Here is a 22704-nt window from a genome sequence, read left to right on the forward strand (position 1 = left end):
CGCGAATGCACAAAAAATGACTCGTTTTTCGGCGGCCCTCCACATAATCTATGACGTGTAGGGCTCAGTGAAGGATACGAGTATGGTTTCCAGAGCACCCAAGTCGCAGTTTCCGAAACCGCCTCTCGACGGTCTGCGCAAGAGATTGAGGCAAAGCCGTGAAGATGTGGGGCCGCAGCGCGGCGCATTCGTTCGCGAGAGTTTCAAGCTTCCGCGCCTTGCAGCGCGCGAAAAAGCGAAGGAATGGTTTGCTCAATACCCCAAGGCGGCATATTGGACGGAGATTGAAAGCTGGTACGAGCGTCCGGGAGATATTATCGAGTTTACCATGCGACGACTGCCCAATGCTGACTAAATCGCATTTTGGCACTAAACAACAATAAAATTGATGAATTCTTCAACGAAATGATCGGGATTTGGCCAAAATCGATCGCCTTTTGAAATTATCGCGGGTTTTCAGGCGATTTCTCGCTAATTCAGATGAATCGTGCTGACAGTCTATTTTAAAGCCAGTAGAACTTTTTCCAGCACCGGAGAATCTTCCGGGACGCACAATAATTGGAGGATAATATGCGTTTATCATTGATCTCTGGAGTGGCTCTGGCAGCCACTATGGCAATGACATCATTTGCCCGATCTGACATCATTGTGGGTATCATTGCGCCTGTCACAGGTCCAGTTGCCGCATACGGTTTGCAGGTAAAAAATGGTGTTGAAAGCGCGGCTGAGGCAATCAATGCGGCAGGCGGCATCAAGGGTGAGAAAATTGTCACCAAGGTGTTTGATGATGCGGGCGAACCGAAGCAGGGCGTTTCCGTAGCCAACCAGGTTGTGGGCGAAGGCATCAAGTTTGTCGTTGGGCCTGTAACGTCTGGCGTGGCAATGCCTGTGTCGGACGTATTGGCCGAGAATGGCATCGTAATGGTTACGCCAACTGCTACAACGCCAGAACTGACGACTCGTGGCCTTGAGACCGTTTTCCGCACATGCGGAAGGGATGATCAGCAGGCCGATGTTGCTGGCAAATACATTCTTGATAATTTCAAAGACAAGCGTATTGCCATTATCTATGACAAGACGCCTTATGGCACGGGCATTGGTAACGGTCTGAAGGCTGTTCTCAATAAGGGCGGTGTGAATGAGGTCGTGTTTGAAGGCATTAATGCTGGTGAAAAGGACTACAGCGCACTGATTACCCGTATTAAGTCCGAGAAGGCCGATGTCATTTACTTCGGTGGCTATCACGCTGAAGGCGGTCTGATCGCTCGTCAGTTGTCAGATCAGAGCATCAAGGCACAGCTGATTGGCCCGGATGGTCTGTCAAATACCGAATATTGGGCTATTGGCGGTGAAGCTGCTGCCGGTACGTTGTTTACCAATAGTGCTGATCCAACGAAAAACCCTGCCGCTGCAAAGATTGTAGAAGCGCTCACTGCCAAGAATATTCCAGCTGAGGCCTTTACCTTGAACGCCTATGCCGCCTTGCAAGTAATCGCCGCAGGTATCGAAAAGGCCGGTTCGTCAGAGCCAACGGAAGTTGCTGCGAAAATAAAGTCCGGCGAAGCGCTACCGACAGTTGTTGGCGATCTTTCCTACTCGGAAACGGGCGACCTGACGACACCAGCTTTCGTCTTCTATAAGTGGGAAGACGGTAAACCGGTTCAGCTCGACTAGTTGCGCGCAATCAAAGACGCCGCCGATCATTAATGATCGGCGGCGTCTTTCTCTTATACAGGATGCAGTTGCCGAAGTGCTTCGCTCGTGGCTATTGCGGCAGACAATGCGAGGTTCAAAGAACGAGCGCCCTCGACCATGGGAATGATCAATCGCGAGTTTGCCGCTTGGTGCACCTCCTCTGGTACACCGGACGATTCTCGCCCTAGCAGTAGAATATCACCGACGTGAAACGAAAATTCTGTATAGGGCGTTGCAGCTTTTGTCGAGAATAGAAGCAGACGGCGATTTTGACCGAGCCGCCAGTTTTGAAAGGCCTCCCAGTTTGAATGGCGTGTCAGGGCGACCTGTTCCAGATAATCCATACCAGCGCGCTTGAGGGAGCGGTCGGAAATGTCAAAACCCGCAGGCTCAATCACGTCAACGCCGATGCCAAAACAAGCGGCCATGCGCAATATAGTACCCGTATTCCCGGGAATGTCGGGCTGATAAAGTGCTACTCGCAAGTTCGAACTACTATTGGTCACGTACGGCGTGCTCCATTGACAACAATTGGCTAAACGAATCCCCGTTGATGCAGATTGGCCCCTCGCATTTGACGTTCATAATCGCTATAGGGGTTGCACCGCAACGCTTGAGAAAAATTTGAAGGTGTCGATGCCCGAACTTCCCCGACTTCTTCCAAACCGGATGGCCCCATCAATGGAAGCCTTGGCCGGTTTCGCAAGCGGTGCTGTGTCAATTCATACGATCTAGTTTCTTCAAGACACAATCCGCATTCGTTCCAATGGTTGGCGATTGCAAATTACTCCATGCGATTCTCCCCAACCAGATTCGGCAATTCATGCCGGGTATAATTTCTTGCCGATGCCGAAAGAGGTCCGACAATGTTCCGCTGGTTTGAAGACAGGCTTGAGCCTTTTCCCTCTGCTGAACCGAGTGAGCCACCAAAAACTCTGGTAGCCTTCTGCCTGCACTATACGCGTGGTGTCTGGCCGTGGCTTACCATCATGGCGGTGTGTACATCGCTGATCGCAGTTCTCGAAGTGTCGATGTATGCGTTTCTGGGCAACATCGTTGATTGGTTATCCAATCACTCGCGTGAAACCTTCATCGCAGACGAAGGCTGGAAACTGGCCCTGCTTGCAGGCATCGTCCTTATTGTGATGCCTGGCATCGTGCTTCTTGACTCGCTGGTTATCCACCAGACCTTGCTAAGTAACTATCCGATGCGAATTCGGTGGATGGTGCACCGTTATGTGGTTCGCCAATCAATGACTTTTTTTCAGGACGAGTTCGCGGGACGTATTTCCACCAAGCTGATGCAGACGTCATTGGCTGTGCGTGAAGCGGTGATGAAACTGCTCGATGTGCTCAATTATGTGATCGTCTATTTCACGGGCACCCTCATTATTGCCGCCGCCGCCGACTTGCGTCTCATGGTGCCGTTTTTGGTTTGGTTGGCGTCCTATATAGGGCTAATGTGGTATTTTATACCCAAGTTGCAGGTTGCATCCAAAGCACAGGCTGATTCCCGCTCATCGATGACGGGCCGAATTGTCGACAGTTATACCAATATTGCGACTGTCAAACTTTTCTCCCATTCCAAACGGGAGGAAAGCTATGCCCGCGAGGGGATGCAGGATTTTCTGTCTACTGCCTATCGCCAGATGCGCATGGTGACCGGCTTTCACGTGACTCTCTACGCGATGAACTGCTTATTGCTATTTTCAGTGAGCGCTATAGCGATCTGGCTTTGGCTTGGCGCAGCGATCTCTGTTGGTGCTGTGGCCGTGGGTATAGGTCTTGTGCTGCGTCTTAACGGCATGTCGCAGTGGATCATGTGGGAAATGTCCGCGCTGTTCGAAAATATCGGCACAGTGGAAGACGGTATTACGTCCATCTCGCTCCCCCGATTAGTCATGGATGTGCCTGATTCTCCCAACCTTGATGTGCGAGCTGGTGCCATTACCTTTGATAAAATCGGTTTTCATTATGGTAAGGGCGCCGGTGTCATCGATCGGCTGTCTCTTGAGATCAAGCCAGGCGAGAAAATCGGATTGGTCGGACGCTCAGGCGCAGGAAAGTCCACGCTCGTAAACCTTCTGCTGCGATTTTACGACCTCGAAAGCGGGAAAATCACAATTGATGGGCAAGATATTTCGAAAGTTCGGCAAGATTCATTGCGTGAACATATTGGCATGATCACCCAGGACACGTCACTGCTGCACCGCTCAATCAGAGACAATGTGCTTTACGGCAGACCGGATGCTTCTGAAGAGTTGATGAGGCAAGCGGTCAAGAATGCGCAGGCAGATACATTCATTGAAGCTGCTTCCGATCCGAAAGGGCGTCGTGGTTTTGATGCTCATGTGGGTGAGCGCGGCGTCAAGCTTTCTGGCGGACAGCGTCAGCGCGTTGCAATTGCCCGGGTAATGTTGAAAGACGCACCTATCCTTATTATGGATGAGGCGACGTCGGCGCTCGATTCAGAAGTGGAAGCCGCAATTCAGGACAATCTCTATCGCCTGATGCAGGGCAAGACAGTCATTGCCATTGCGCATAGGCTTTCCACCATCGCAGCGCTTGACCGCCTCGTTGTCATGGATAAGGGGCAGATTGTAGAGAGCGGTAGTCACGATGAACTTATTGCGGCGGGTGGTATTTATGCTGATCTGTGGGCACGCCAATCCGGAGGCTTCTTGGCAATGGATGATTAGCAGACAGTTGAGTGAAGCAAGTTTAATTTGACGACCGTCAGGACTCAACGGAAAGTGCTCTATTGGTCGCCATTTGTTACGGCCGATTTGGTTTAACAAGCCTCAAGGATTCCGCACTGATGTGGTCTGCATGAAGCGCCTATTTACCCTTTTCGAAAGCTGGGTTGATCCTTACGCCAGGGCTCCGACTGACCGTGTTCCAAATCACACACTGGCATTCATGTGGTTCTATGTCCGGCAACAAAAATATGTATTTCTTGCGATGCTTGTCTGCGGCGGGCTTATTGCATTTTTTGAAGCAGGGCTTTTCTGGTTTGTCGGAAAAATCATAGATATCCTGTCCTCGACGGATCGCGTTGAAGGATGGGGCGGATTGATAGACGAGCATGGGATAGCACTTCTTCTCATGCTTTTGGCGGTATTGATCGGTCGTACGCTGGTGCTTTCACTTGCGGCGCTTGTTGAAGAGCAGGCAATCGTTCCCGGCTTCAATAATCTCGTTAGATGGCAAGCTCACGGCATCGTCTATCGCCAGAGCCTGTCTTTTTTTCAGAACGATTTTTCCGGACGTATCGTTACGAAGGTCTGGGCCACGGGGCAGGCGCTTGGTGACTTTATGGTTACGCTGCTGCAGGCCGTCTGGTTTAGTGTCGTCTATTGCGCCACTACTCTTTTTCTAATCGGGAGATTGGATTGGCGTCTTGCATCTGTGGTGATCGCATGGCTCGCTGTTTTTGGTTTGACCGCACGTTATTTCCTACCGCGCGTGCGCCGGGCGGCGCGCGAAACGGCAGAAAGCAGTTCCGTCGCGATGGGCCAACTCGTGGATGGTTATAGCAATATTCAGACATTGAAACTGTTTGGAACGGCAAGCCGCGATGATGCCTATATCCGTCGGGGCATGGATCGTTGGTTGCGTGCCATCACCGCCTTGACGCGAGGCTTGAGCGGTATTCGTATTTCATTGGCGTCTACCAGCGGAATCATGATTTGCACGGTCGCCTATGTATCGATAGACCTGTGGCTGGCCGGAGAAATCTCATCGGGTGAAGTGGCTTTCACTCTGGGACTGGTGCTGCGTCTGAGTATGTTGCTTACCCGGATGATGGCCAACCTGAATGGCCTTTTGCGCAACTACGGCACGATACAAAACTCTAAAGAGCTACTGGTAAAACCTGTGATGGTCCTTGACAAACCAGGTGCACAAGAACTGGTGGTGCCGCAGGGCTCGATCAACTTCGAAAATATCCAGTTTCACTATGACAGTGCCAAATCGGTTATCAATGGTTTGTCGCTATCGATCCGCCCTGGCGAGAAGGTGGGGCTTGTAGGGCGCTCGGGCGCAGGAAAGTCAACTCTCGTTAATTTGCTTTTGCGGTTTTATGATCTCGAAGGCGGGAAGATTGTCGTTGACGGTCAGGATATAGCGAACGTTACGCAGGATTCGCTGCGTGCCAATATCGGTATGGTCACGCAGGACACGTCGCTGCTGCATCGTTCCGTGCGAGACAATATTCTGTATGGCAGGCCTGATGCCACCGAAGCACTTTTGCAAGAGGCGGTCGAAAATGCACAAGCCGATGTTTTCATTAGTGATTTAAGTGATCAGAAAGGACGAAAGGGTCTGGATGCGCATGTTGGTGAGCGCGGCGTCAAGCTTTCCGGCGGGCAACGCCAGCGCATAGCGATCGCACGTGTTATGCTGAAGGACGCTCCCATTCTGGTACTGGATGAGGCGACCTCTGCGCTTGATTCCGAGATTGAGGCTGCAATCCAGGACAGTCTCTACCAGCTGATGCAGGGTAAGACGGTCATCGCCATTGCCCATAGGCTCTCCACCATTGCTGTATTGGATCGTTTAGTGGTGATGGACGAAGGTGGTATTGTGGAAACTGGTAAGCACGAGGAACTCATTGCGGCGAACGGGATTTATGCCAGCCTTTGGATGCGCCAGTCCGGAGGATTTATTGCCCATGACTGACCCCGGGGTTATCCCTGCGACATCCTGCCCTTGTGCCCTTGTCAGGCTGGACAAGCCCCTGCGACACGCTTAGAAACCACCCGATATGTTGGGGATTCCGCTTGGCTCATTGATATGGGCCAATCTGCTATTGTTGATAAAGCGGGGACTCCAACTGCGTTGTTATTCGGAAAGGACCAGGCCCCGTGAGCGCACACGATACGACCGAGCCGACACGGCGTGACTTCCTCTATATTGCGACAGGTATGGCCGGTGCGGTCGGTGTTGGCGCCTTTGCTTGGCCCTTTATCGACCAGATGCGCCCGGATGCATCCACGCTGGCAGTCTCGTCCATTGAAGTTGATGTTTCGGCTCTGACGCCGGGTATGTCGCTGACAGTAAAATGGCGCGGCAAACCGATCTTCATTCGCAATCGCACGCCTAAGGAAGTTGAAGAAGCCAAAGCTGTGCAGCTCAGTGAGCTCAAGGACCCGATTGCGCGCAACGCCAATCTTCCAAGCGATGCACAGGCAACGGATGCTGATCGTACCGCGGTCAAGGAAAAGGAAAACTGGCTGGTGATGGTGGGGGTTTGCACCCATCTCGGCTGTATTCCACTTGGGCAGCAGGGTGAATTCGGTGGCTGGTTCTGTCCATGCCATGGTTCGCATTATGACACGGCCGGACGTATCCGTAAGGGGCCTGCGCCGGAGAACCTGCCGGTTCCGCCGCTTTCATTCATTTCCGACACCGTCATCAAAATCGGCTAAGGGTTTACGGGGAGACACGACATGAGCGGTGGACATTCATCCTATACGCCTAATACCGGTATCGAAAAATGGTTTGACGCGCGACTTCCATTGCCGCGTCTCCTTTACGATAGTTTCGTAGCTTATCCGGTTCCGCGCAATCTTAACTATGCTTATGCCTTTGGCGGAATTCTGGCGTTGATGCTGGTTTCGCAGATCATCACGGGCATTGTGCTCGCCATGCATTATGCCGCCGATACGGGTCTTGCTTTCAACTCTGTTGAAAAAATCATGCGCGACGTCAATTCGGGTTGGCTTCTTCGTTACCTTCATTCCAATGGCGCATCGATGTTCTTCCTCGCTGTGTTCATTCATATTTTCCGGGGTCTCTACTACGGGTCTTACAAGGCTCCGCGCGAGCTCTTGTGGATACTTGGTGTCATCATTCTGCTTTTGATGATGGCGACTGCTTTTATGGGCTATGTCCTGCCATGGGGGCAGATGTCGTTCTGGGGTGCCACGGTTATCACCGGCTTCTTCACAGCCTTCCCGGTCATCGGCAATCCCATTCAAGAGTTGCTGCTTGGTGGCTTCGCTGTCGATAATCCCACGTTGAACCGGTTTTTCTCGCTGCATTACCTGCTACCGTTCATGATTGCCGGCGTTGTCGTGCTGCACGTTTGGGCGCTGCATGTCACCGGCCAGACGAACCCTACAGGTATCGAAGTCAAGTCGAAGACCGATACAGTCGCGTTCACACCCTATGCGACGGTAAAGGATGCTTTTGGCCTGTGCATCTTCTTTATCCTCTTCGCTTATTTCGTCTTCTACATGCCTAACTATCTCGGTCATCCGGATAACTACATTCCGGCGGACTCGTTGAAGACTCCTGCGCATATCGTGCCCGAATGGTATTTCCTGCCGTTCTATGCCATGCTGCGTGCTATCACCTTTAACATCGGACCAATCGACTCGAAGCTTGGCGGCGTGTTGACCATGTTCGGTTCTATTGCGATCCTTTTCCTGGTGCCGTGGCTGGATACATCTAAAGTTCGCTCTGCTGTTTACCGCCCTTGGTACAAGCTGTTCTTCTGGCTGTTTGTCATCGATGCGATTGTACTGGGCTGGCTGGGCTCACGCCCTGCCGAAGGCCTCTACACGGTCTTCTCACAGATCGGAACGGCTTATTACTTTGGCTTCTTCATCGTCATCATGCCTTTGTTAGGTTTGATCGAAACGCCACGACGCTTGCCGAATTCGATTACGGAAGCGGTACTTGCCAAAACCAAGAATGGTGGTCACCCAACTGGCGCGACCGCTGCTCCGGAAATCAGGGCCTAAGAATCGTGAAGGACTCAAACATGAAAAAAATCCTCCTCGGTCTTGCCGCTGCCGGTTTCGGTGCAATGCTGGCTTTCAGTGGTGCGAGTGCGGCCGAAGAAGCCAACCATGCAGCCGAGCCAACGCATTTCCCGATCAAGCATCCGGAAGAAATCAAATGGACCTTTGCCGGTCCCTTTGGATACTATGATAAGCAGCAGCTGCAGCGCGGTTTGAAAGTATATAAGGAAGTTTGCTCGGCTTGCCATTCAATGAGCTTGGTTCCGTTTCGCGCGCTTGAGGAGCTGGGTTACAATGAAGCTCAGGTAAAGGCTTTTGCTGCTGAGTACGAAGTGCCGGATGCTCCGAATGCCGATGGCGAGATTGTCAACCGGAAGGCTATACCAGCTGACCATTTCCCATCACCGTTTCCGAATGTCCAAGCGGCTGCCGCAGCCAATGGTGGCGCTGCCCCGCCCGATTTCTCTTTGATTGCTAAGGCTCGTTCTGTGGAACGCGGCTTCCCGCAGTTTCTGTATGATCTTGTGCCATGGGTTCAGTATCAGGAAGGCGGCCCGGATTACATCCATGCGCTGCTGACCGGATATGGCCAGACACCTCCTGAAGGCATGCAAATTCCGGAAGGAACATATTATAATCCCTACTTCATAGCTGCCAAATCGCTTGCCATGGCACAGCCGCTGCAAGACGGCCAGGTGACTTATGATGATGGTTCGCCAGCTACCCTGTCCCAGTACTCACAGGATATTTCAGCATTCCTCATGTGGGCTGCAGAGCCGCATCTGGAAGAGCGTAAGAAGACGGGCTTCCGCGTCATGATCTTCCTGATCTTGTTTGCAGGTCTGGTCTATCTGGCAAAGCGCAGGATTTGGTCGGACGTTCCGCATTGAGCGGTGATAATATGATCGTGAAAGGGGCGCATTGCGCCCCTTTCTTTTGTGGACTTTGGCCATCCCTCCTGGCGAAGAAATGAAAGAATCATAAGATGGATTCAACCCTGAAGCAGACACTCGTCAATAGTATTCGGAGCATTCCAGATTATCCAAAACGCGGTGTCATGTTCCGTGATATTACAACCCTTCTCGGCAATGCACGAGCTTTCCGCCGCGCCATTGATGAATTGGTTCATCCCTATGCTGGTGGTAAAGTCGACAAGATTGCAGGTATCGAGGCGCGGGGCTTTATTTTGGGCGGGGCGATGGCACACCAGTTGTCAGCGGGCTTCGTACCTATTCGCAAGAAGGGGAAGCTGCCGCACGATACAGTGCGCATTGCTTACAGTCTTGAATATGGTCTTGACGAGATGGAAGTGCACCGGGATGCGATTGCTCCAGGTGAGAAGGTTTTGCTTGTCGATGATCTCATAGCGACAGGCGGTACTGCAGAGGCAGCAGTCAAACTCTTACAACAATTGGGCGCCGATATTGTTGCGGCCTGTTTTGTTATTGATTTGCCAGAGCTTGGCGGGCGAAAAAAGCTGGAAGCGCTTGGCGTAAACGTTCGCACCCTAATCGATTTCGACGGCCACTGATAAGATCTTACGATGTCGGCGGCCCTAATCAGGCAGCGCAATCAGAGCGGCGCTATCAAATTCCATCACGCGGACGCCATTCTGGTTATAGGCCGCGGAGGACATCTGCATCATCGACCAGCCAGGACGCGATTGAAGCGCACGCACACTGTTCACGGTTCGGGTAAAACGGATCGTGTCTCCTGCATAAACTGGCTTCAACCACTTGAGATTTTCAAAGCCGGGTGAGGGACCAAATGCCGGTGGCTGTTCGCCGCGTTTCAGGGCTTCTTTGACAACGGCTTTCATACTCTCGACATTAAGCCGCATCCAAATAGCAGTTGTATGCCAGCCTGACGCGCAGAGCGCGCCGAAATTGCTTTGCTTTGCCGCTTCTGCATCAATGTGAAAACGCTGCGGGTCATACTTTTGGGCGAACGCAATAATTTCATCAGCATCGAATGTATGGCTGCCAAGCTCAACCTCAAGACCGAGATGCGCTTCAATATCATTGCTCATGATGCCACTGGCTCCCGCAAGGAAAACATACCGGTATTTTGCAGATCGCAGACAAGCACACCATCTTGATTAAAAATCTCATGGCGCAAAACCACGAATCCAAGTGACGGTTTGGATTTGGATACGCGGCTTTCCATGACGGTTGTTTTGCCCGTCAATGTGTCGCCAGCAAGAACCGGCGCGCGCCATCTGGCATAGTCAATGCCTGGAGCTCCCTGCGAGGTGGAATCGAGCAGATAAGCATCGCACATCATACGCATGAACATGGATACCGTATGCCAGCCGGAAGCGGCCAATCCACCAAGGATGCTTGCCTTTCCCGCGGCTTCATCCAAATGGAAAGGCTGCGGGTCAAACTGGCTGGCAAAATCGATGATCTCGCTAGCCTCAACATTTTTCGAGCCCAGCGGCCATTCGCTGCCGACCGTGAAATCTTCAAACGCATAGCGGGGAGCGCTCATTGCAGCCTCTTATGTATTGAAGCGGAACAACATGATATCGCCGTCCTGCACGATATACTCCTTGCCCTCGTCACGGGCTTTGCCCGCTTCCTTAGCTGCGACTTCGCCCCCAAGCGTTACATAGTCATTATAGGCGATCGTTTGCGCGCGGATAAAGCCTCGTTCGAAATCTGTATGGATGACGCCGGCAGCTTGCGGCGCTTTGGAACCACGCTCGACAGTCCAAGCACGTGCTTCCTTTGGACCAACCGTGAAATAGGTAATAAGATGCAAAAGCTTGTATCCTGCACGGATCAGACGATCCAGTCCGGGTTCATCAAGGTTCATGGCATCCAGATATTCTTTGGCTTCTTCTTCGGGAAGCTGCGCCACTTCCGCTTCGATGGCCGCAGATATGACGACGGTCTCTGCCCCTTGCGCTGTTGCCATCTCCTCAACGGCTTCGGTGTGCTCATTGCCGGTTGCCGCATCTTCCTCGGCAACATTGCAAACATAAAGCACTGGCTTGGATGTGAGGAGATTCAATCCCTGCAATATTTCGAGGTCTTCTGGAGCAATGCCATTCAACATGAAACGGACAGGCTTGCCATCCTGAAGCAACGCAAGCGCCTCTTCCATGACCGGCAGCAACGTCATTGCTTCCTTGTCTTTGCTGCTTGCGCGCTTCCTGAATTGAACAATACGACGCTCAAGGCTTTCGAGATCCGATAGCATCAGTTCTGTTTCGACCGTCTCAGCATCGGAGACGGGATCAATGCGGCCTTCGACATGCGTGATATCGTCATCTTCGAAACAGCGCAGAACATGCACAACCGCGTCGACTTCGCGGATGTTGGCGAGAAACTGATTGCCAAGTCCTTCACCCTTTGAAGCGCCACGCACGAGTCCCGCGATGTCTACGAAGCTGATACGAGTCGGGACGATGTTGGCGGATTTGCCAATTTTTGCAATTGCCTGCAAACGCGGATCTGGCACTGCAACCTCACCCGTATTGGGTTCGATTGTGCAGAAGGGATAATTTGCAGCCTGGGCAGCGGCAGTCTTTGTCAGCGCGTTAAAAAGCGTCGATTTGCCAACATTTGGCAGACCAACTATGCCGCATTTGAAACCCATAATGTGCGATCCTTATTCTTTCTTGCCGAAGAGCTTGTTCAGCATATCGGCCATGGGGCCCGAGTTTGGAATGTTAATTGCAGGCTTTTGGGCCCGCGCCTGTCGGATATGGCTTTGACCGACCGGTTTTGCAACAGGCTTTTCGGCTTGCATGTTTTCAGTTTTTCGGCCCGTGGCCAGAGCAACACGATTCATAAAACCGGCATCATCCTTCTTGATGATGTAGTCGGCATTGGCAGCAATCGCATCAAGTACAGGCTCCAGCCATTCGGAGTCTGACTTCGCAAAGTTGCCAAGCACATGATGTGTGACCAGTTCCTTGACGCCCGGATGATCTATGCCGATGCGGATGCGGCGATAATCTTTGCCAACATGAGCATCGATAGACTTTATACCATTATGTCCACCAGAGCCGCCTCCGATTTTCACACGTACTTTTCCGGCAGCAAGGTCGAGTTCATCGTAGATGACCGCAAGATCGCCAAGGCCGAGCTTGTAAAAGCGCATGGCTTCGCCAATCGACTGCCCGGAAAGGTTCATAAAGGTCTGAGGTTTGATCAGAATGACCTTTTCGCCATTAACGATGCCATCGGCGATGAGGGCCTGAAACTTTTTCGCCCAGGGCGAAAAGTTATGGCGGCGGTGTATTTCATCCGCCGCCATAAAACCAATATTATGCCTGTTGTGGGCATATTGGGAGCCGGGATTGCCAAGACCTGCAATGAGCAGCACGCGACCAACTCCCCGTAAAGGCGATTATTCGCCTTCTTTTTCTTCTGCTTCATCACCCTCGGCAGCTTCAGTCGTCTCTTCCTCTGCGGCGAGGACAGCTGGGGCTGCAATAGTGGCAATGGTGAAGTCGCGATCCTGAATAACCGGTGTTACGCCCTTTGGCAGAGTAACTTCGGAAATGTGGATCGAATCGCCGATAACCTTGCCGGTTAGATCAATTTCGATCGCTTCCGGAATGGCATTGGCTGGCGCATGAAGCTCAACATCATGACGAACAATGTTGAGAACGCCGCCGCGCTTGATGCCAGGCGAAAGCTCTTCATTAAGGAAGTGAATTGGTACATGCACGTTCACGACCGATTTGGCCGATACGCGCAGGAAGTCAACGTGTACTGGCCTGTCACTAACCGGATCTAGCTGGTAATCCTTTGGCAAAACCTGGATCGACTTGCCATCAAGAATGATGTTGGCAATCGTCGTCTTGAAACCGCCGCCGTGGATTTTGTAGAACAGCGTCTTGTAGTCTAGGGTAATCGAGATTGGCGCCTTTTTGTCACCATAGATGACTGCTGGCACTTTACCGTTGCGGCGAATTTCCCGGGCGGACCCCTTACCGACCCGTTCGCGCGCCTCGGCCTTGAGCTCGTATGCTTCGCTCATGGCATTTCCTTTCGAGGTTCAAAATCTGGAGTGTTCCTGCAAAGTCAAATCAATGACAATCCAAAAAACATGAAGCGGCCCAAAGGCCATCCAACGGTAATTCCGTAGCAGATGATCGGCCGCCTCATTCCGCGTTGCCTCCAAGGGTGTCTACGCGGATGGCGGCTCTATAACGGAAAGATCACGGTTGTGCAAGTTGCGAGCCAATCGACGCGGACCATTTTATTGGACAAATTTTGATGCTGTCGCTATAAGACGATCTGTATAGTCGTAAATATCGTCCAGTGTATTAACGATAACACGGTCTTCTGTCTCGCCATCAAATAAACCAACATACTTGACTGATCGATTAAAGTGAAGTCTGACAAGTGGTTTACGGTTGTTATTGTCAACCAGCACGGCGCAATAGGATTTGGCATCTCTTATATGAACACGTGAGGGTTTCAATATTTCTCGAACAATCGCTTTTACAATCAAGTAACCTTCGATTTCTTCGTCAGTAGTAACAAGCTGGTCTTCCATCTCGATAGGGCCTTCCAGTTGTTCCAATACCTGCTCTGTGTCCGCTAACGCTGATGACAGGCGGCTCTTAACAGCATCCATGATAACTTCTCGAAATGCAGTCTTTACGACCCCTGCGAGCATTTCTCGCACTGGTAGGGTCATTCTTCCATCGTATACTTGTCCTGCAACAAGCTTGATGAATTCCTCGGATGGCTCTTCCATAAGCTTTGAAAGCTCCAGCTTGACGCCAGAGGTGTATTTAAGCCGTTCTGCGGATGCTAGTATTCCGTCTATGTCAAAATCAGTTTTAGCAAACTTTTTTAGTTCAGCGATTAGCTGTCCCTGCAAGTCAGACAAATCAAATGTAAGGAATGGACGCTCGTCGAGCTTATTCGGCGCGATTAAATCTGTATAAAAATTAAAGGTTCGGCCATTTGACAAGATGGCGAACTTGGCTTCTGTAACTGAAAAATATCGATAAAGTTGGCTGAGGTGAGCCTTTTCTAATTTTGTAGTTATAGGTTTGCATTCAATAAGTATCTGAATCTTATTGTCAATTTTTATTGCGTAATCAACCCTCTCTCCTTTCTTACCCACTGCGTCCGCTGTAAATTCAGGGATTACTTCTGAGGGATCAAATACGTCATAACCAAGCGCACGAAGGAAGGGCAGTACCACTGCTGTTTTTACAGCTTCCTCAGTCGCCATGGAGCTGGAGTGAGATTTTACCCTGTCTGAAAGAATTTTTAAGTGTTCTTCAACTGCATTCATAAGTGAATCTCCTAAAAAATAAGTAAATATAGAAAACTATACTATTAGCATCGAATCGAAAATATCAAGAATATGCCGCACTCGAAGTTGGAATTCGAGTGCGAACTCAAGCCAGATTCAATGAATAGGTGAACTTATGCAAGGCTCGCAACCATTTTATTGACCAATGACTGCGAGCGGAAGGAACCTCAATCAAACAGGCTGGAAACAGATTCTTCCGATGCCGTGCGTGCAATTGCTTCGCCGATCAGATCTGAAATAGGTAATACGCGGATATTATGAGCGGCATTGATGGCAGGAGTTGGCTGAATGGAATCAGTGATAACCAGCTCCTTCAGTTTGGAACCAGTGATGCGGGCTACCGCGCCGCCTGAAAGTACACCATGAGTGATATAAGCCGTAACACTCGTTGCGCCCTTTGCGAGCAGTGCCTCGGCCGCGTTGCAAAGCGTGCCACCGGAATCAACAATATCATCGAATAGCAGGCAGTCCTTGCCACTGACGTCACCAATGACATTCATCACTTCTGATTCACCCGGACGATCACGGCGCTTGTCGACAATGGCCAATTGGGCATCAATGCGCTTTGCCAATGAGCGGGCACGGACCACGCCGCCGACATCAGGAGAGACGACCATCACGTTCGAAGTGCTGTAGTGAGAGCGAACATCGCGGGCGATGACAGGTACGGCGTAAAGATTGTCCGTCGGTATATCGAAAAATCCCTGAATCTGTCCGGCATGCAGGTCGAGTGTCAGGACGCGGTTCGCGCCAGCTTCGGTAATCAGATTTGCCACAAGCTTTGCGGAGATCGGTGTGCGTGGGCCGGGTTTGCGGTCCTGACGGGCATAACCGAAATAGGGCAGCACCGCCGTTATGCGTTTCGCCGACGAACGGCGGAAGGCATCGATCATGATAAGGAGTTCCATCAGATGATCATTTGCCGGATAGGACGTAGACTGCATGACGAAAACATCCTCGCCTCGGACATTCTCTTGAATCTCGACGAAGATTTCCTCATCGGCAAAACGCCGTACGCTTGCCTTACCCAGTGGAATGTTGAGATACTTGGCAACAGATTCGGCAAGAACGCGATTGGAATTGCCCGCGAAGAGTTTCATGCTGTATTTCCTCGACGTTTTCAGAGCGTCAGCCAAAATAAAAATAAGGGTATGGCGCGCCTTTTACTGTGACTGACGCACATTGCAAGCAGGCAGAGGCGATTCATGCACAATTGGATGAGGTTAAGCCTTCAAACGTGTAAATATGTCACGTCTTTGCGCCCGAAACCCACGTCAGATAGCCGTTGATTGCCTTGTCAGCTATGCCTTCCATTGTTGTAGCGGGTACTGTGCTCCATGGATCGGTCGCGCCACCTGGCACTTTTTCCTGTCCTTGTATGCGATGAAGGCGTGTTCCTGCTGGATCGAGAACATCCCAGACATAGATGACTGTTGTTTGATTGCCATCGGGCAGCGCAGAGAAATAGCCCTTCATGACATGGGTATTGTCCGTGTCGCCAGCGGTGCCTAAAACTATACCTTTTTGCTTGGCAAGAGCTGAGAGGCGTTGTGAGAGTGGTGTCGCGGCGGCAATGGGCGCACCAACAATAGGTGCAAAACGCAGTTTTGCCGTGTGCGCGACGCTGGGTGCCGCCGTTCCGCTGACTGTTGGAGCTGCACCTGTCGTTGACGCGGTGCCTGGTGCAGGAACAGCTGCGGGATCAGTTCCTGTCGATACTGCTGCACCATTCTGCGCTGGTGGCAGATCGGATTTGGTAACACCCAAGGTATTTTCAGAACTGTTGCATCCGCTCAAAATTATCATCGTGAAAGCGGTGACGGTGCAAATCAGTGCGTTACGCAACTTCATCTTTCCTCAAACCCCATTAAGCAACCGCAAAAAGCGGTTTGATAAACAAAGCTGACAAAAGTTTTATTTCACGACCAAGTCAAGAGGTTGGCGTGAAAGCGTTTCCGCTTTGCCATTGGTTGTAAGATAGGTCTGGCCCAATGTCATGGCTGTATTGCTGTCGGAGTCCATGATAATCATGTGAGCGAACAAGGTCATGTCCGGCTGGATACGCTCGGGGTTGCCGGAATAAAACATGGGCATATCCATCCACGAGGGTGTGAAGCGAGCACCTACCGAATAGCCGCACGCATTAAGGCGATGACGGGTCAGCCCATGCTCTTCCATGATCTTGGCGTGCGCGTCAAACACAGCGCCAAACGTTGAATCAGGCGTCATGGCGATTTCAACAGCTTGCAGCGCTTCGACTGCAGCGTCGTAAAGCTCTTGATGACGCTTTGTTGCTCTGCCAATGAGGATGGTGCGCATCATCGGTGCGTGGTAATGGCGGTACACGCCTGACCATTCGAGCGTCAGCTGGTCGTTTTTGTTGAGCTTGCGCCTGCCTGCTTTGTACCGGCAGAGTAGGGCGTCTTCACCCGAGCCGATGATAAATTCGTTGGCGGGATAGTCGCCGCCGCCAGCAAAGATCGCTCCCTGCATTGCGGCAAGGATTGCCCCTTCATCCGCACCCGCCTTTATGAGCTTTAGAGCTGCTACCAGTGCATCGTCGCCAAGTTCAGCCGCTTTACGGCTGTAGACGATCTCCGCCGGGCTTTTGAGAACGCGAAGCTTGTCCACAAGTCCAGATGCATCGACCAGTTGGCCAAAGGCCGCAAGCTGCTCATCAAGCTTACGACCATTGGCTGCCGTCAATCCGTGCGTTTGATATTCAATGCCGATGCGACAGCCAAGTAGATCAAGATCATTGAGCAGTTCGCGCAAGTCTGCAGCAGGATTGGCGTTGTCGCGGTCAGCCCAAACAATGATGTTCTCTATATTTGAGGTTTGGCGAGCCTGCCGCAAATCGGCAGAGCGGGTCATCAGCACATTGCTGCCATCAGCTTTAACAACGAGGCACTGGAAGAAGCAGAAGCCGAAAGTGTCGTAGCCGGTCAGCCAATACATGCTTTCCTGTGCGAAAAGAAGGATTGCATCGAGTTTCTGCTCAGCCATAACCATCATTAAGCGATCACGGCGCGCATTGAATTCTTCCGGTTCGAAGTGAAGGGCCATAATGCTACTCCGTAATTGTAATGGCCGATATCTGGCGACCATAATCGGGTTCGTTGCGGTGGGTGGTGCGCCGATAGGAAAAGAACAGATCTTCGTCGGCGTAAGTGCACAGTTCAAGAGATGACGCATTCACGCCTGCGCGTTGGAGTTGCGTGATGATAAACGTCCAGAGGTCGAACATCTTGTGGTTCTCATTGGCGGATTCGCGAAAGAATCTGCCAAATGACGGGTCCGTTGTGATGAAGTGGTTATAGAAATCACGCCCTACTTCGTAGTTGCCGGGACCGATGGTTGGTCCCAGAACAGCTTGGATGCGATCGCGTTTCGCACCAAGCTTGGTCATTGCCTCAACCGTATTGCCAAGTATACCGCCAATGGCGCCGCGCCAACCAGCATGAGCGGCGCCAATGACGCCGGCTTCCGGATCAGCGAAAAGAATTGGACCGCAATCGGCAGACAGTGTGCCGATTACTATACCAGGCATTGCGGTTACCATAGCGTCGGCCTTGGGCCGGTCGCCGGTGAGGGGCGCGGTAACGGTGATGACGTCGGGTGAATGCACCTGATGCACCGTCACAAGGTGCGAAAGTGGCGCACCTAAAGTTTCTGCAACGCGCCGACGGTTTTCCGTGACATTGACTTGATCATCGTTGGAACCGCTACCCACATTCAGGCCCCGATATATACCATCCGAAACTCCGCCTTTCCGAGTGAAGAATCCATGATCGATTCGATTTTGCTCGGGCGAGCCCAGCAAGGATGAACGCAATGGAGCTGGTTTATCGTGTATGTTCATGCCTGACTGTTTTCTCCCAAAGGCTGCGGATGGTGATTTAGCTCTAAGACGAAGTCAATCAGCCGTTTCATTTTGTCTGAAAGGAAATGTGTGGGTGGCCAGGTCCGTTACACATAGGACCTTAAATAAGGTTCCCATCTCGTTGGGCCCGGCGAGACGTTCAACATCAATATGCAGTTGGTCCTGAATTTCCCCAGACTTGCCTTGCCCTAAAGCACCGGCGCGGTCCAGCAATCCCATGGCGATCAGAAAATCGCCTTGGGTCATTGCGCTGGTTTTACATCCTTCAGCACGAGCAGTTTGCGCGAGGCTGTAGAAGTCGACATGGGTTGTTATGTCAGCCGCACCCGGTGTGCTCAGAGAGTTGATCGGCGCGTGCTGGCTCAACGCTTGCAGAGTGTCGCCATAGCCTTGCTGCAAGTGCCCATAGTCAAAAATGAGTGCGGCCCCGCGTTCTCGATGAATATGGTCAGCGATCTGATGCATGAGTGCATTGCGAGCGGTAGAAATTTCGAAAATGCTGCCGTCTGGCGCGGCATCACTGTCGCCGGGTAGCAAGTCTTTTTCGATCAAGCCAGAGCCTGCAACAAAAAGCAGATTGCCGTCACTGTCAGTAGAAACCATCCTCTCGACAAAATGCCCATTCGACTTGACATATTGCCGTGATGGAATGGCATCGAAAAGCTCGTTGGCAATAAGGATAAGCGGGCCTGCCGGGATTTCGGACATGGTTTTACGCCAACTGATGTCGAGAGGGCGTTTTGCCAGCGTGTCTTGTTGGATTTTGGTCAAACGCTCACTGAGCTCGACCATTGTCACCTTGGCTGCCTTCATAAAGGCTGGCGAGATCTTTCCGGCGGTACGCAGAAGATCGCTCATGAGCGTGCCGCGACCGGGGCCCATTTCGCAAAGAATGAAATGTTCAGGTGATCCCAGTGCTTGCCATGCTCCAACACACCATACACCAATAAGTTCGCCAAACATTTGGCTGACCTCGGGGGCGGTGATAAAATCGCCACTTCTGCCGAAGGGTTCCTGTGTTGTGTAGTAGCCACCATCCTGGTCGAAAAGGCACAGCGCCATATATTCTGCTACGCTGATCGGACCTGTAGCCTCGATCTGGCGGATGATACACTGCTTGAGATTCATCGTTGCGTTTTCACCTCGGGATTGCGCGCGGACACGATAAACGCCAGACCAATAACGACCATTGGGATTGACAGCACCATGCCCATCGTCAGCCAGCCGCCAAAGAGATAGCCGAGCTGGGCATCCGGCTCCCTGAAAAACTCAACAAAAATACGCGACAAACCATAGAGCGCCACAAATGTGCCGGAGATGAAGCGGGGACTCTTCAGTTTGCGGCCATAGAAAATCAGTACTGCAAGCACCGCAAAAAGCAGAAGACCCTCAAGTGCGGCTTCATAAAGCTGGCTTGGATGACGCACTATAGGTCCTCCGTTTGGAAAAACCATTCCCCATGATACGTCAGTCTCACGACCCCACAACTCACTGTTGATAAAATTCGCCACGCGCACGAGGCCGAGGCCGACGGGCACGCCGGCAGCTACCGTATCAAGCATGCTGGATATATTGATTTTCCGTGAGCGGGCGAAAAGCACCATTGCCAGCGCCGTGCCGAGCATGCCGCCATGAAAGGACATTCCACCTTCCCAAACCTTGAACACATCTAGCGGGTTACTGAGGTATTTTGCGAAATCGTAGAAAAGAATATAACCAATGCGCCCGCCCAGAACCACGCCAAGTGCGGCCCAAAGGACGAAATCGTCCAGATCAATGGGTTTCATGGGCGGTGTGTTGTTCGCCCAAAGCCGTGGCTTGCTGATAAGCTTTTTAGCGTACCACCAGGCAAAAAGAATACCAACCACATAGCCAAGGCCATACCAATGCACTGCAATAGGGCCGATCGAAAAAATCACTGGATCGATTTCAGGAAAAGCTATCGCAGCAAAAGTCGGTACAAGTAGCTCGCTCACAAGGACACTCCGTCTTGGTTTTCTCGATTTTGCGGGACCATGCGCGAGGGCGTGATAGGCGTCAAGCCGCATTTGCGGTAACATTTGTGCATGCAGACTTGGCGCCAACTTGCTTGCAATCGTTACAAGCGGCCATTATTTGAATGGGGAAATCAGAAAGGTAAGTGCCATGACCAATGGATCAAATCGCGTTCTCGATGAACTGGCAAAGCTCGTAACGGATGCTGCTGGTGCTGCCCAAGGGGTGCGCCGCGAGGTTGAGACTGCATTTCGCGGTCAGGCGGAGCGTTTGCTCAACACGATGGATGTCGTCCAGCGCGAGGATTTTGAAGCAGTGCGCGAAATGGCAATCCGGGCGCGGGCGGAAAATACAGCCCTCCAAGCTCGTATCGAGGCATTGGAGGCGCTGGTTGGCAAGAAGGACGAATCTGCAAAGCCTGCTTCATCGCGTACCAAGAAGGCCTGAAGCTTTCTGGTTGAAGTTATTCAAGCAATGTCGTCGTCGGCTAGGCTGGTTTGGCCAGCAGCAATTGCCTCTTCTTCCGTATCGTAAGGGCCGACCTTGGATCCCTCTACTCCATCCATAGTGATGACGTAATACCAGTTGCCCTCATCGTTTTTTTGCACTGCTTTGACTGTCGGTTCAGTTGCATCGGACATGCTATTTCTCCTGTTTGACCGTTCCAAACTCTTGCGAGTTGCGTTGGAATTAACAAGCTAAGAGGTTTTGATATCGGCTGTATGACGAAGTTATCGAATGCTTTAGTCCATTTGGCTCCGTTGATAGACCTGCTTTGCCCCTTTTCCCTTGCTGCGAACCGCTATCCCCAAATAAATCTTAAGTATTTATCAACAGGCGGAAATCGCCGAAAACTGTTTCCTTAGAGTCAGTTAAAGCGACCAAGTGAATCTTTTTCCTAACTTCTGTCCACACCCATTCTCATCAATTGGCCAAAAGGGGACTGGCGCTGTGACTCAGCATCAATACACTGAAATTACTGCATGATTCGTTTCAACGATCATGCTGCGGTCATAAGTTCATGGCCGCAATCCGGTTGGTGTGTTCTGCCCGCTGGCGAGTTTAAAAAGATGTTGCTGCATTCAGCGTGCTTCCACGTCGACATGCAGCATACATTTGGTGTGCTTGGTTTGGGTGCGCTGTATCTTCCGCAGCGTTATACGAGATTCGATTTAGCAGGTAGTGGCAATGAGCCTTCTGGAACTAGAGATTGCGCGTGACTTACATCCTGTAGATGTGATCGAACACGTTGCCCATGCAAATGAATGGGCATTTGAGCGCACCGGTGAAGATGAGATTGCGATTACGGTCGAGGGTAGCTGGACTGATTACCAGATATCCTTTTCATGGATGGAGGACTTCGAAGCTCTGCATCTGGCTTGCGCTTTCGACATTGCGGTCAGCGAGCCTCGCATCAATGAAGTGATGCGGCTCCTCTCATTGGTAAATGAACAACTCCTGATGGGGCATTTTGATCTCTGGAGACAAGAGGGGGCAGTGATGTATCGCCAGTCCTTGCTTCTCTCCGGCGGTGCCGAGCCTACCAGTAAGCAGGTTGAAGTGCTGCTCTCAAGTGCGCTTGATGCATGCGAAACCTATTTTCAGGCTTTCCAGTTCGTCGTCTGGTCCGGCTCAACAGCGCGGGAGTCTCTCGATAGTATCTTGTTCGAGACAGTTGGTTCAGCCTGATTCATCTATTAATTCAGGAGTAAGTGGCTGTGGAGTTGAGAGATCATGACTATTGGTTTTGATGATTTCGAAAAAGTCGATATCCGCGTTGGCACTATTATTGAAGCGGAAATCTTCCCGGAAGCTCGTAAGCCTGCTTTCAAACTACGGATTGATTTCGGTCCGGAGATCGGCATCAGAAAGTCTTCAGCGCAAATCACCAATCGGCACACGTTAGAAGAGCTGAAGGGAAAGCAGGTTCTGGCAGTGGTCAATTTTCCGCCGCGCCAGATTGGTCCTTTCATGTCAGAGGTGCTTACACTTGGTTTTCCCGATGACGCCGGAGAAGTTGTGCTTGCAGCTGTGAGCCATAAGGTCCCGAACGGCGGCAAATTGTTTTAAGAGTAACGTCTGGAATGATAG

Annotated in this window: 25 protein-coding genes; 11 read left to right on the forward strand and 14 right to left on the reverse strand. The window is 51.5% G+C overall.

Annotated elements, in window-relative coordinates; all coding sequences use genetic code 11:
* Window positions 1-82: 82 nt before the first annotated feature.
* Complete coding sequence (locus ACYJL1_RS07140; RefSeq protein WP_460897685.1) at window positions 83-355, forward strand: hypothetical protein; 273 nt, start codon at window positions 83-85, stop codon at window positions 353-355.
* Between the two features lie 215 nt (window positions 356-570).
* Window positions 571-1674 (forward strand): ABC transporter substrate-binding protein, encoded by a 1104-nt coding sequence (locus ACYJL1_RS07145; protein ID WP_460897686.1) that lies wholly within the window; start codon window positions 571-573, stop codon window positions 1672-1674.
* A gap of 53 nt (window positions 1675-1727) precedes the next feature.
* On the opposite strand, the gene ACYJL1_RS07150 is transcribed toward ACYJL1_RS07145, so the two are convergent.
* Window positions 1728-2201, reverse strand: a complete 474-nt coding sequence (locus tag ACYJL1_RS07150; RefSeq protein WP_460897687.1) for a tRNA (cytidine(34)-2'-O)-methyltransferase — start codon at window positions 2199-2201, stop codon at window positions 1728-1730.
* 360 nt (window positions 2202-2561) lie between these two features.
* Here ACYJL1_RS07150 and ACYJL1_RS07155 point away from each other — a divergent pair, with 360 nt between their 5' ends.
* The 6 genes from ACYJL1_RS07155 (at window position 2562) to ACYJL1_RS07180 (ending at window position 9975) form a co-directional block, all read left to right on the forward strand.
* Window positions 2562-4394 carry an ABC transporter ATP-binding protein gene (locus tag ACYJL1_RS07155; protein ID WP_460897688.1) on the forward strand — a complete coding sequence of 611 codons (1833 nt, stop codon included), beginning with the start codon at window positions 2562-2564 and terminating at the stop codon, window positions 4392-4394.
* Between the two features lie 130 nt (window positions 4395-4524).
* Window positions 4525-6375, forward strand: a complete 1851-nt coding sequence (locus tag ACYJL1_RS07160; RefSeq protein ID WP_460897689.1) for an ABC transporter ATP-binding protein — start codon at window positions 4525-4527, stop codon at window positions 6373-6375.
* A gap of 185 nt (window positions 6376-6560) precedes the next feature.
* Window positions 6561-7124, forward strand: coding sequence for a ubiquinol-cytochrome c reductase iron-sulfur subunit (gene petA, locus ACYJL1_RS07165; protein ID WP_460897690.1), 564 nt, complete (start codon window positions 6561-6563; stop codon window positions 7122-7124).
* 21 nt (window positions 7125-7145) lie between these two features.
* A complete protein-coding gene (locus ACYJL1_RS07170) occupies window positions 7146-8444 on the forward strand; it encodes a cytochrome b (RefSeq protein WP_460897691.1) in 1299 nt (432 codons plus the stop codon).
* Between the two features lie 20 nt (window positions 8445-8464).
* Entirely contained in the window at window positions 8465-9334 is an 870-nt protein-coding gene (locus tag ACYJL1_RS07175) for a cytochrome c1 (protein ID WP_460897692.1), read from the forward strand.
* A 95-nt stretch (window positions 9335-9429) separates the two neighbouring features.
* On the forward strand, window positions 9430-9975 hold the full coding sequence (locus ACYJL1_RS07180) for an adenine phosphoribosyltransferase (RefSeq protein ID WP_460897693.1): 546 nt from the start codon (window positions 9430-9432) through the stop codon (window positions 9973-9975).
* Between the two features lie 24 nt (window positions 9976-9999).
* Here the strand turns inward: ACYJL1_RS07180 and ACYJL1_RS07185 are convergent, their stop codons facing one another.
* The 12 genes from ACYJL1_RS07185 to lgt all read right to left on the reverse strand — a co-directional run bounded on the left by ACYJL1_RS07185 (window position 10000) and on the right by lgt (window position 20594).
* Window positions 10000-10473 (reverse strand): MaoC family dehydratase, encoded by a 474-nt coding sequence (locus ACYJL1_RS07185; RefSeq protein ID WP_460897694.1) that lies wholly within the window; start codon window positions 10471-10473, stop codon window positions 10000-10002.
* Window positions 10470-10934, reverse strand: a complete 465-nt coding sequence (locus tag ACYJL1_RS07190) for a MaoC family dehydratase (RefSeq protein ID WP_460897695.1) — start codon at window positions 10932-10934, stop codon at window positions 10470-10472. Before ACYJL1_RS07190 ends, ACYJL1_RS07185 begins: the two co-directional genes overlap by 4 nt.
* Before the next feature lie 9 nt (window positions 10935-10943).
* Entirely contained in the window at window positions 10944-12047 is a 1104-nt protein-coding gene (gene ychF, locus ACYJL1_RS07195) for a redox-regulated ATPase YchF (RefSeq protein ID WP_460897696.1), read from the reverse strand.
* 12 nt (window positions 12048-12059) lie between these two features.
* Window positions 12060-12779 carry an aminoacyl-tRNA hydrolase gene (gene pth / locus ACYJL1_RS07200; protein ID WP_460897697.1) on the reverse strand — a complete coding sequence of 240 codons (720 nt, stop codon included), beginning with the start codon at window positions 12777-12779 and terminating at the stop codon, window positions 12060-12062.
* 24 nt (window positions 12780-12803) lie between these two features.
* Window positions 12804-13439 (reverse strand): 50S ribosomal protein L25/general stress protein Ctc, encoded by a 636-nt coding sequence (locus ACYJL1_RS07205; protein WP_460897698.1) that lies wholly within the window; start codon window positions 13437-13439, stop codon window positions 12804-12806.
* A 222-nt stretch (window positions 13440-13661) separates the two neighbouring features.
* A complete protein-coding gene (locus ACYJL1_RS07210) occupies window positions 13662-14714 on the reverse strand; it encodes a type I restriction endonuclease (RefSeq protein WP_460897699.1) in 1053 nt (350 codons plus the stop codon).
* 188 nt (window positions 14715-14902) lie between these two features.
* Window positions 14903-15835: a ribose-phosphate pyrophosphokinase gene (locus ACYJL1_RS07215; RefSeq protein WP_460897700.1), complete on the reverse strand. Its 933-nt coding sequence runs from the start codon at window positions 15833-15835 to the stop codon at window positions 14903-14905.
* A 148-nt stretch (window positions 15836-15983) separates the two neighbouring features.
* Entirely contained in the window at window positions 15984-16586 is a 603-nt protein-coding gene (locus tag ACYJL1_RS07220; RefSeq protein WP_460897701.1) for a hypothetical protein, read from the reverse strand.
* A gap of 63 nt (window positions 16587-16649) precedes the next feature.
* A complete protein-coding gene (locus ACYJL1_RS07225; protein ID WP_460897702.1) occupies window positions 16650-17801 on the reverse strand; it encodes a M24 family metallopeptidase in 1152 nt (383 codons plus the stop codon).
* A gap of 4 nt (window positions 17802-17805) precedes the next feature.
* Window positions 17806-18591, reverse strand: coding sequence for a peptidoglycan editing factor PgeF (gene pgeF, locus ACYJL1_RS07230; protein ID WP_460897963.1), 786 nt, complete (start codon window positions 18589-18591; stop codon window positions 17806-17808).
* A 60-nt stretch (window positions 18592-18651) separates the two neighbouring features.
* Entirely contained in the window at window positions 18652-19746 is a 1095-nt protein-coding gene (locus ACYJL1_RS07235; RefSeq protein WP_460897703.1) for a class I SAM-dependent methyltransferase, read from the reverse strand.
* A complete protein-coding gene (gene lgt, locus ACYJL1_RS07240) occupies window positions 19743-20594 on the reverse strand; it encodes a prolipoprotein diacylglyceryl transferase (protein ID WP_460897704.1) in 852 nt (283 codons plus the stop codon). Before lgt ends, ACYJL1_RS07235 begins: the two co-directional genes overlap by 4 nt.
* 169 nt (window positions 20595-20763) lie before the next feature.
* Here lgt and ACYJL1_RS07245 point away from each other — a divergent pair, with 169 nt between their 5' ends.
* Window positions 20764-21060 (forward strand): accessory factor UbiK family protein, encoded by a 297-nt coding sequence (locus tag ACYJL1_RS07245; protein ID WP_460897705.1) that lies wholly within the window; start codon window positions 20764-20766, stop codon window positions 21058-21060.
* A 20-nt stretch (window positions 21061-21080) separates the two neighbouring features.
* Here the strand turns inward: ACYJL1_RS07245 and ACYJL1_RS07250 are convergent, their stop codons facing one another.
* Complete coding sequence (locus tag ACYJL1_RS07250) at window positions 21081-21254, reverse strand: hypothetical protein (protein ID WP_460897706.1); 174 nt, start codon at window positions 21252-21254, stop codon at window positions 21081-21083.
* 547 nt (window positions 21255-21801) lie between these two features.
* On the opposite strand from ACYJL1_RS07250, the gene ACYJL1_RS07255 reads away from it, so the two are divergent.
* Together ACYJL1_RS07255 and ACYJL1_RS07260 are read left to right on the forward strand one after the other, a co-directional pair.
* Window positions 21802-22302, forward strand: a complete 501-nt coding sequence (locus ACYJL1_RS07255) for a type III secretion system chaperone family protein (RefSeq protein WP_008124252.1) — start codon at window positions 21802-21804, stop codon at window positions 22300-22302.
* Between the two features lie 45 nt (window positions 22303-22347).
* Window positions 22348-22683 (forward strand): tRNA-binding protein, encoded by a 336-nt coding sequence (locus ACYJL1_RS07260; protein WP_460897707.1) that lies wholly within the window; start codon window positions 22348-22350, stop codon window positions 22681-22683.
* Window positions 22684-22704: the final 21 nt, after the last annotated feature.

Source organism: Phyllobacterium sp. K27 (assembly GCF_054796155.1).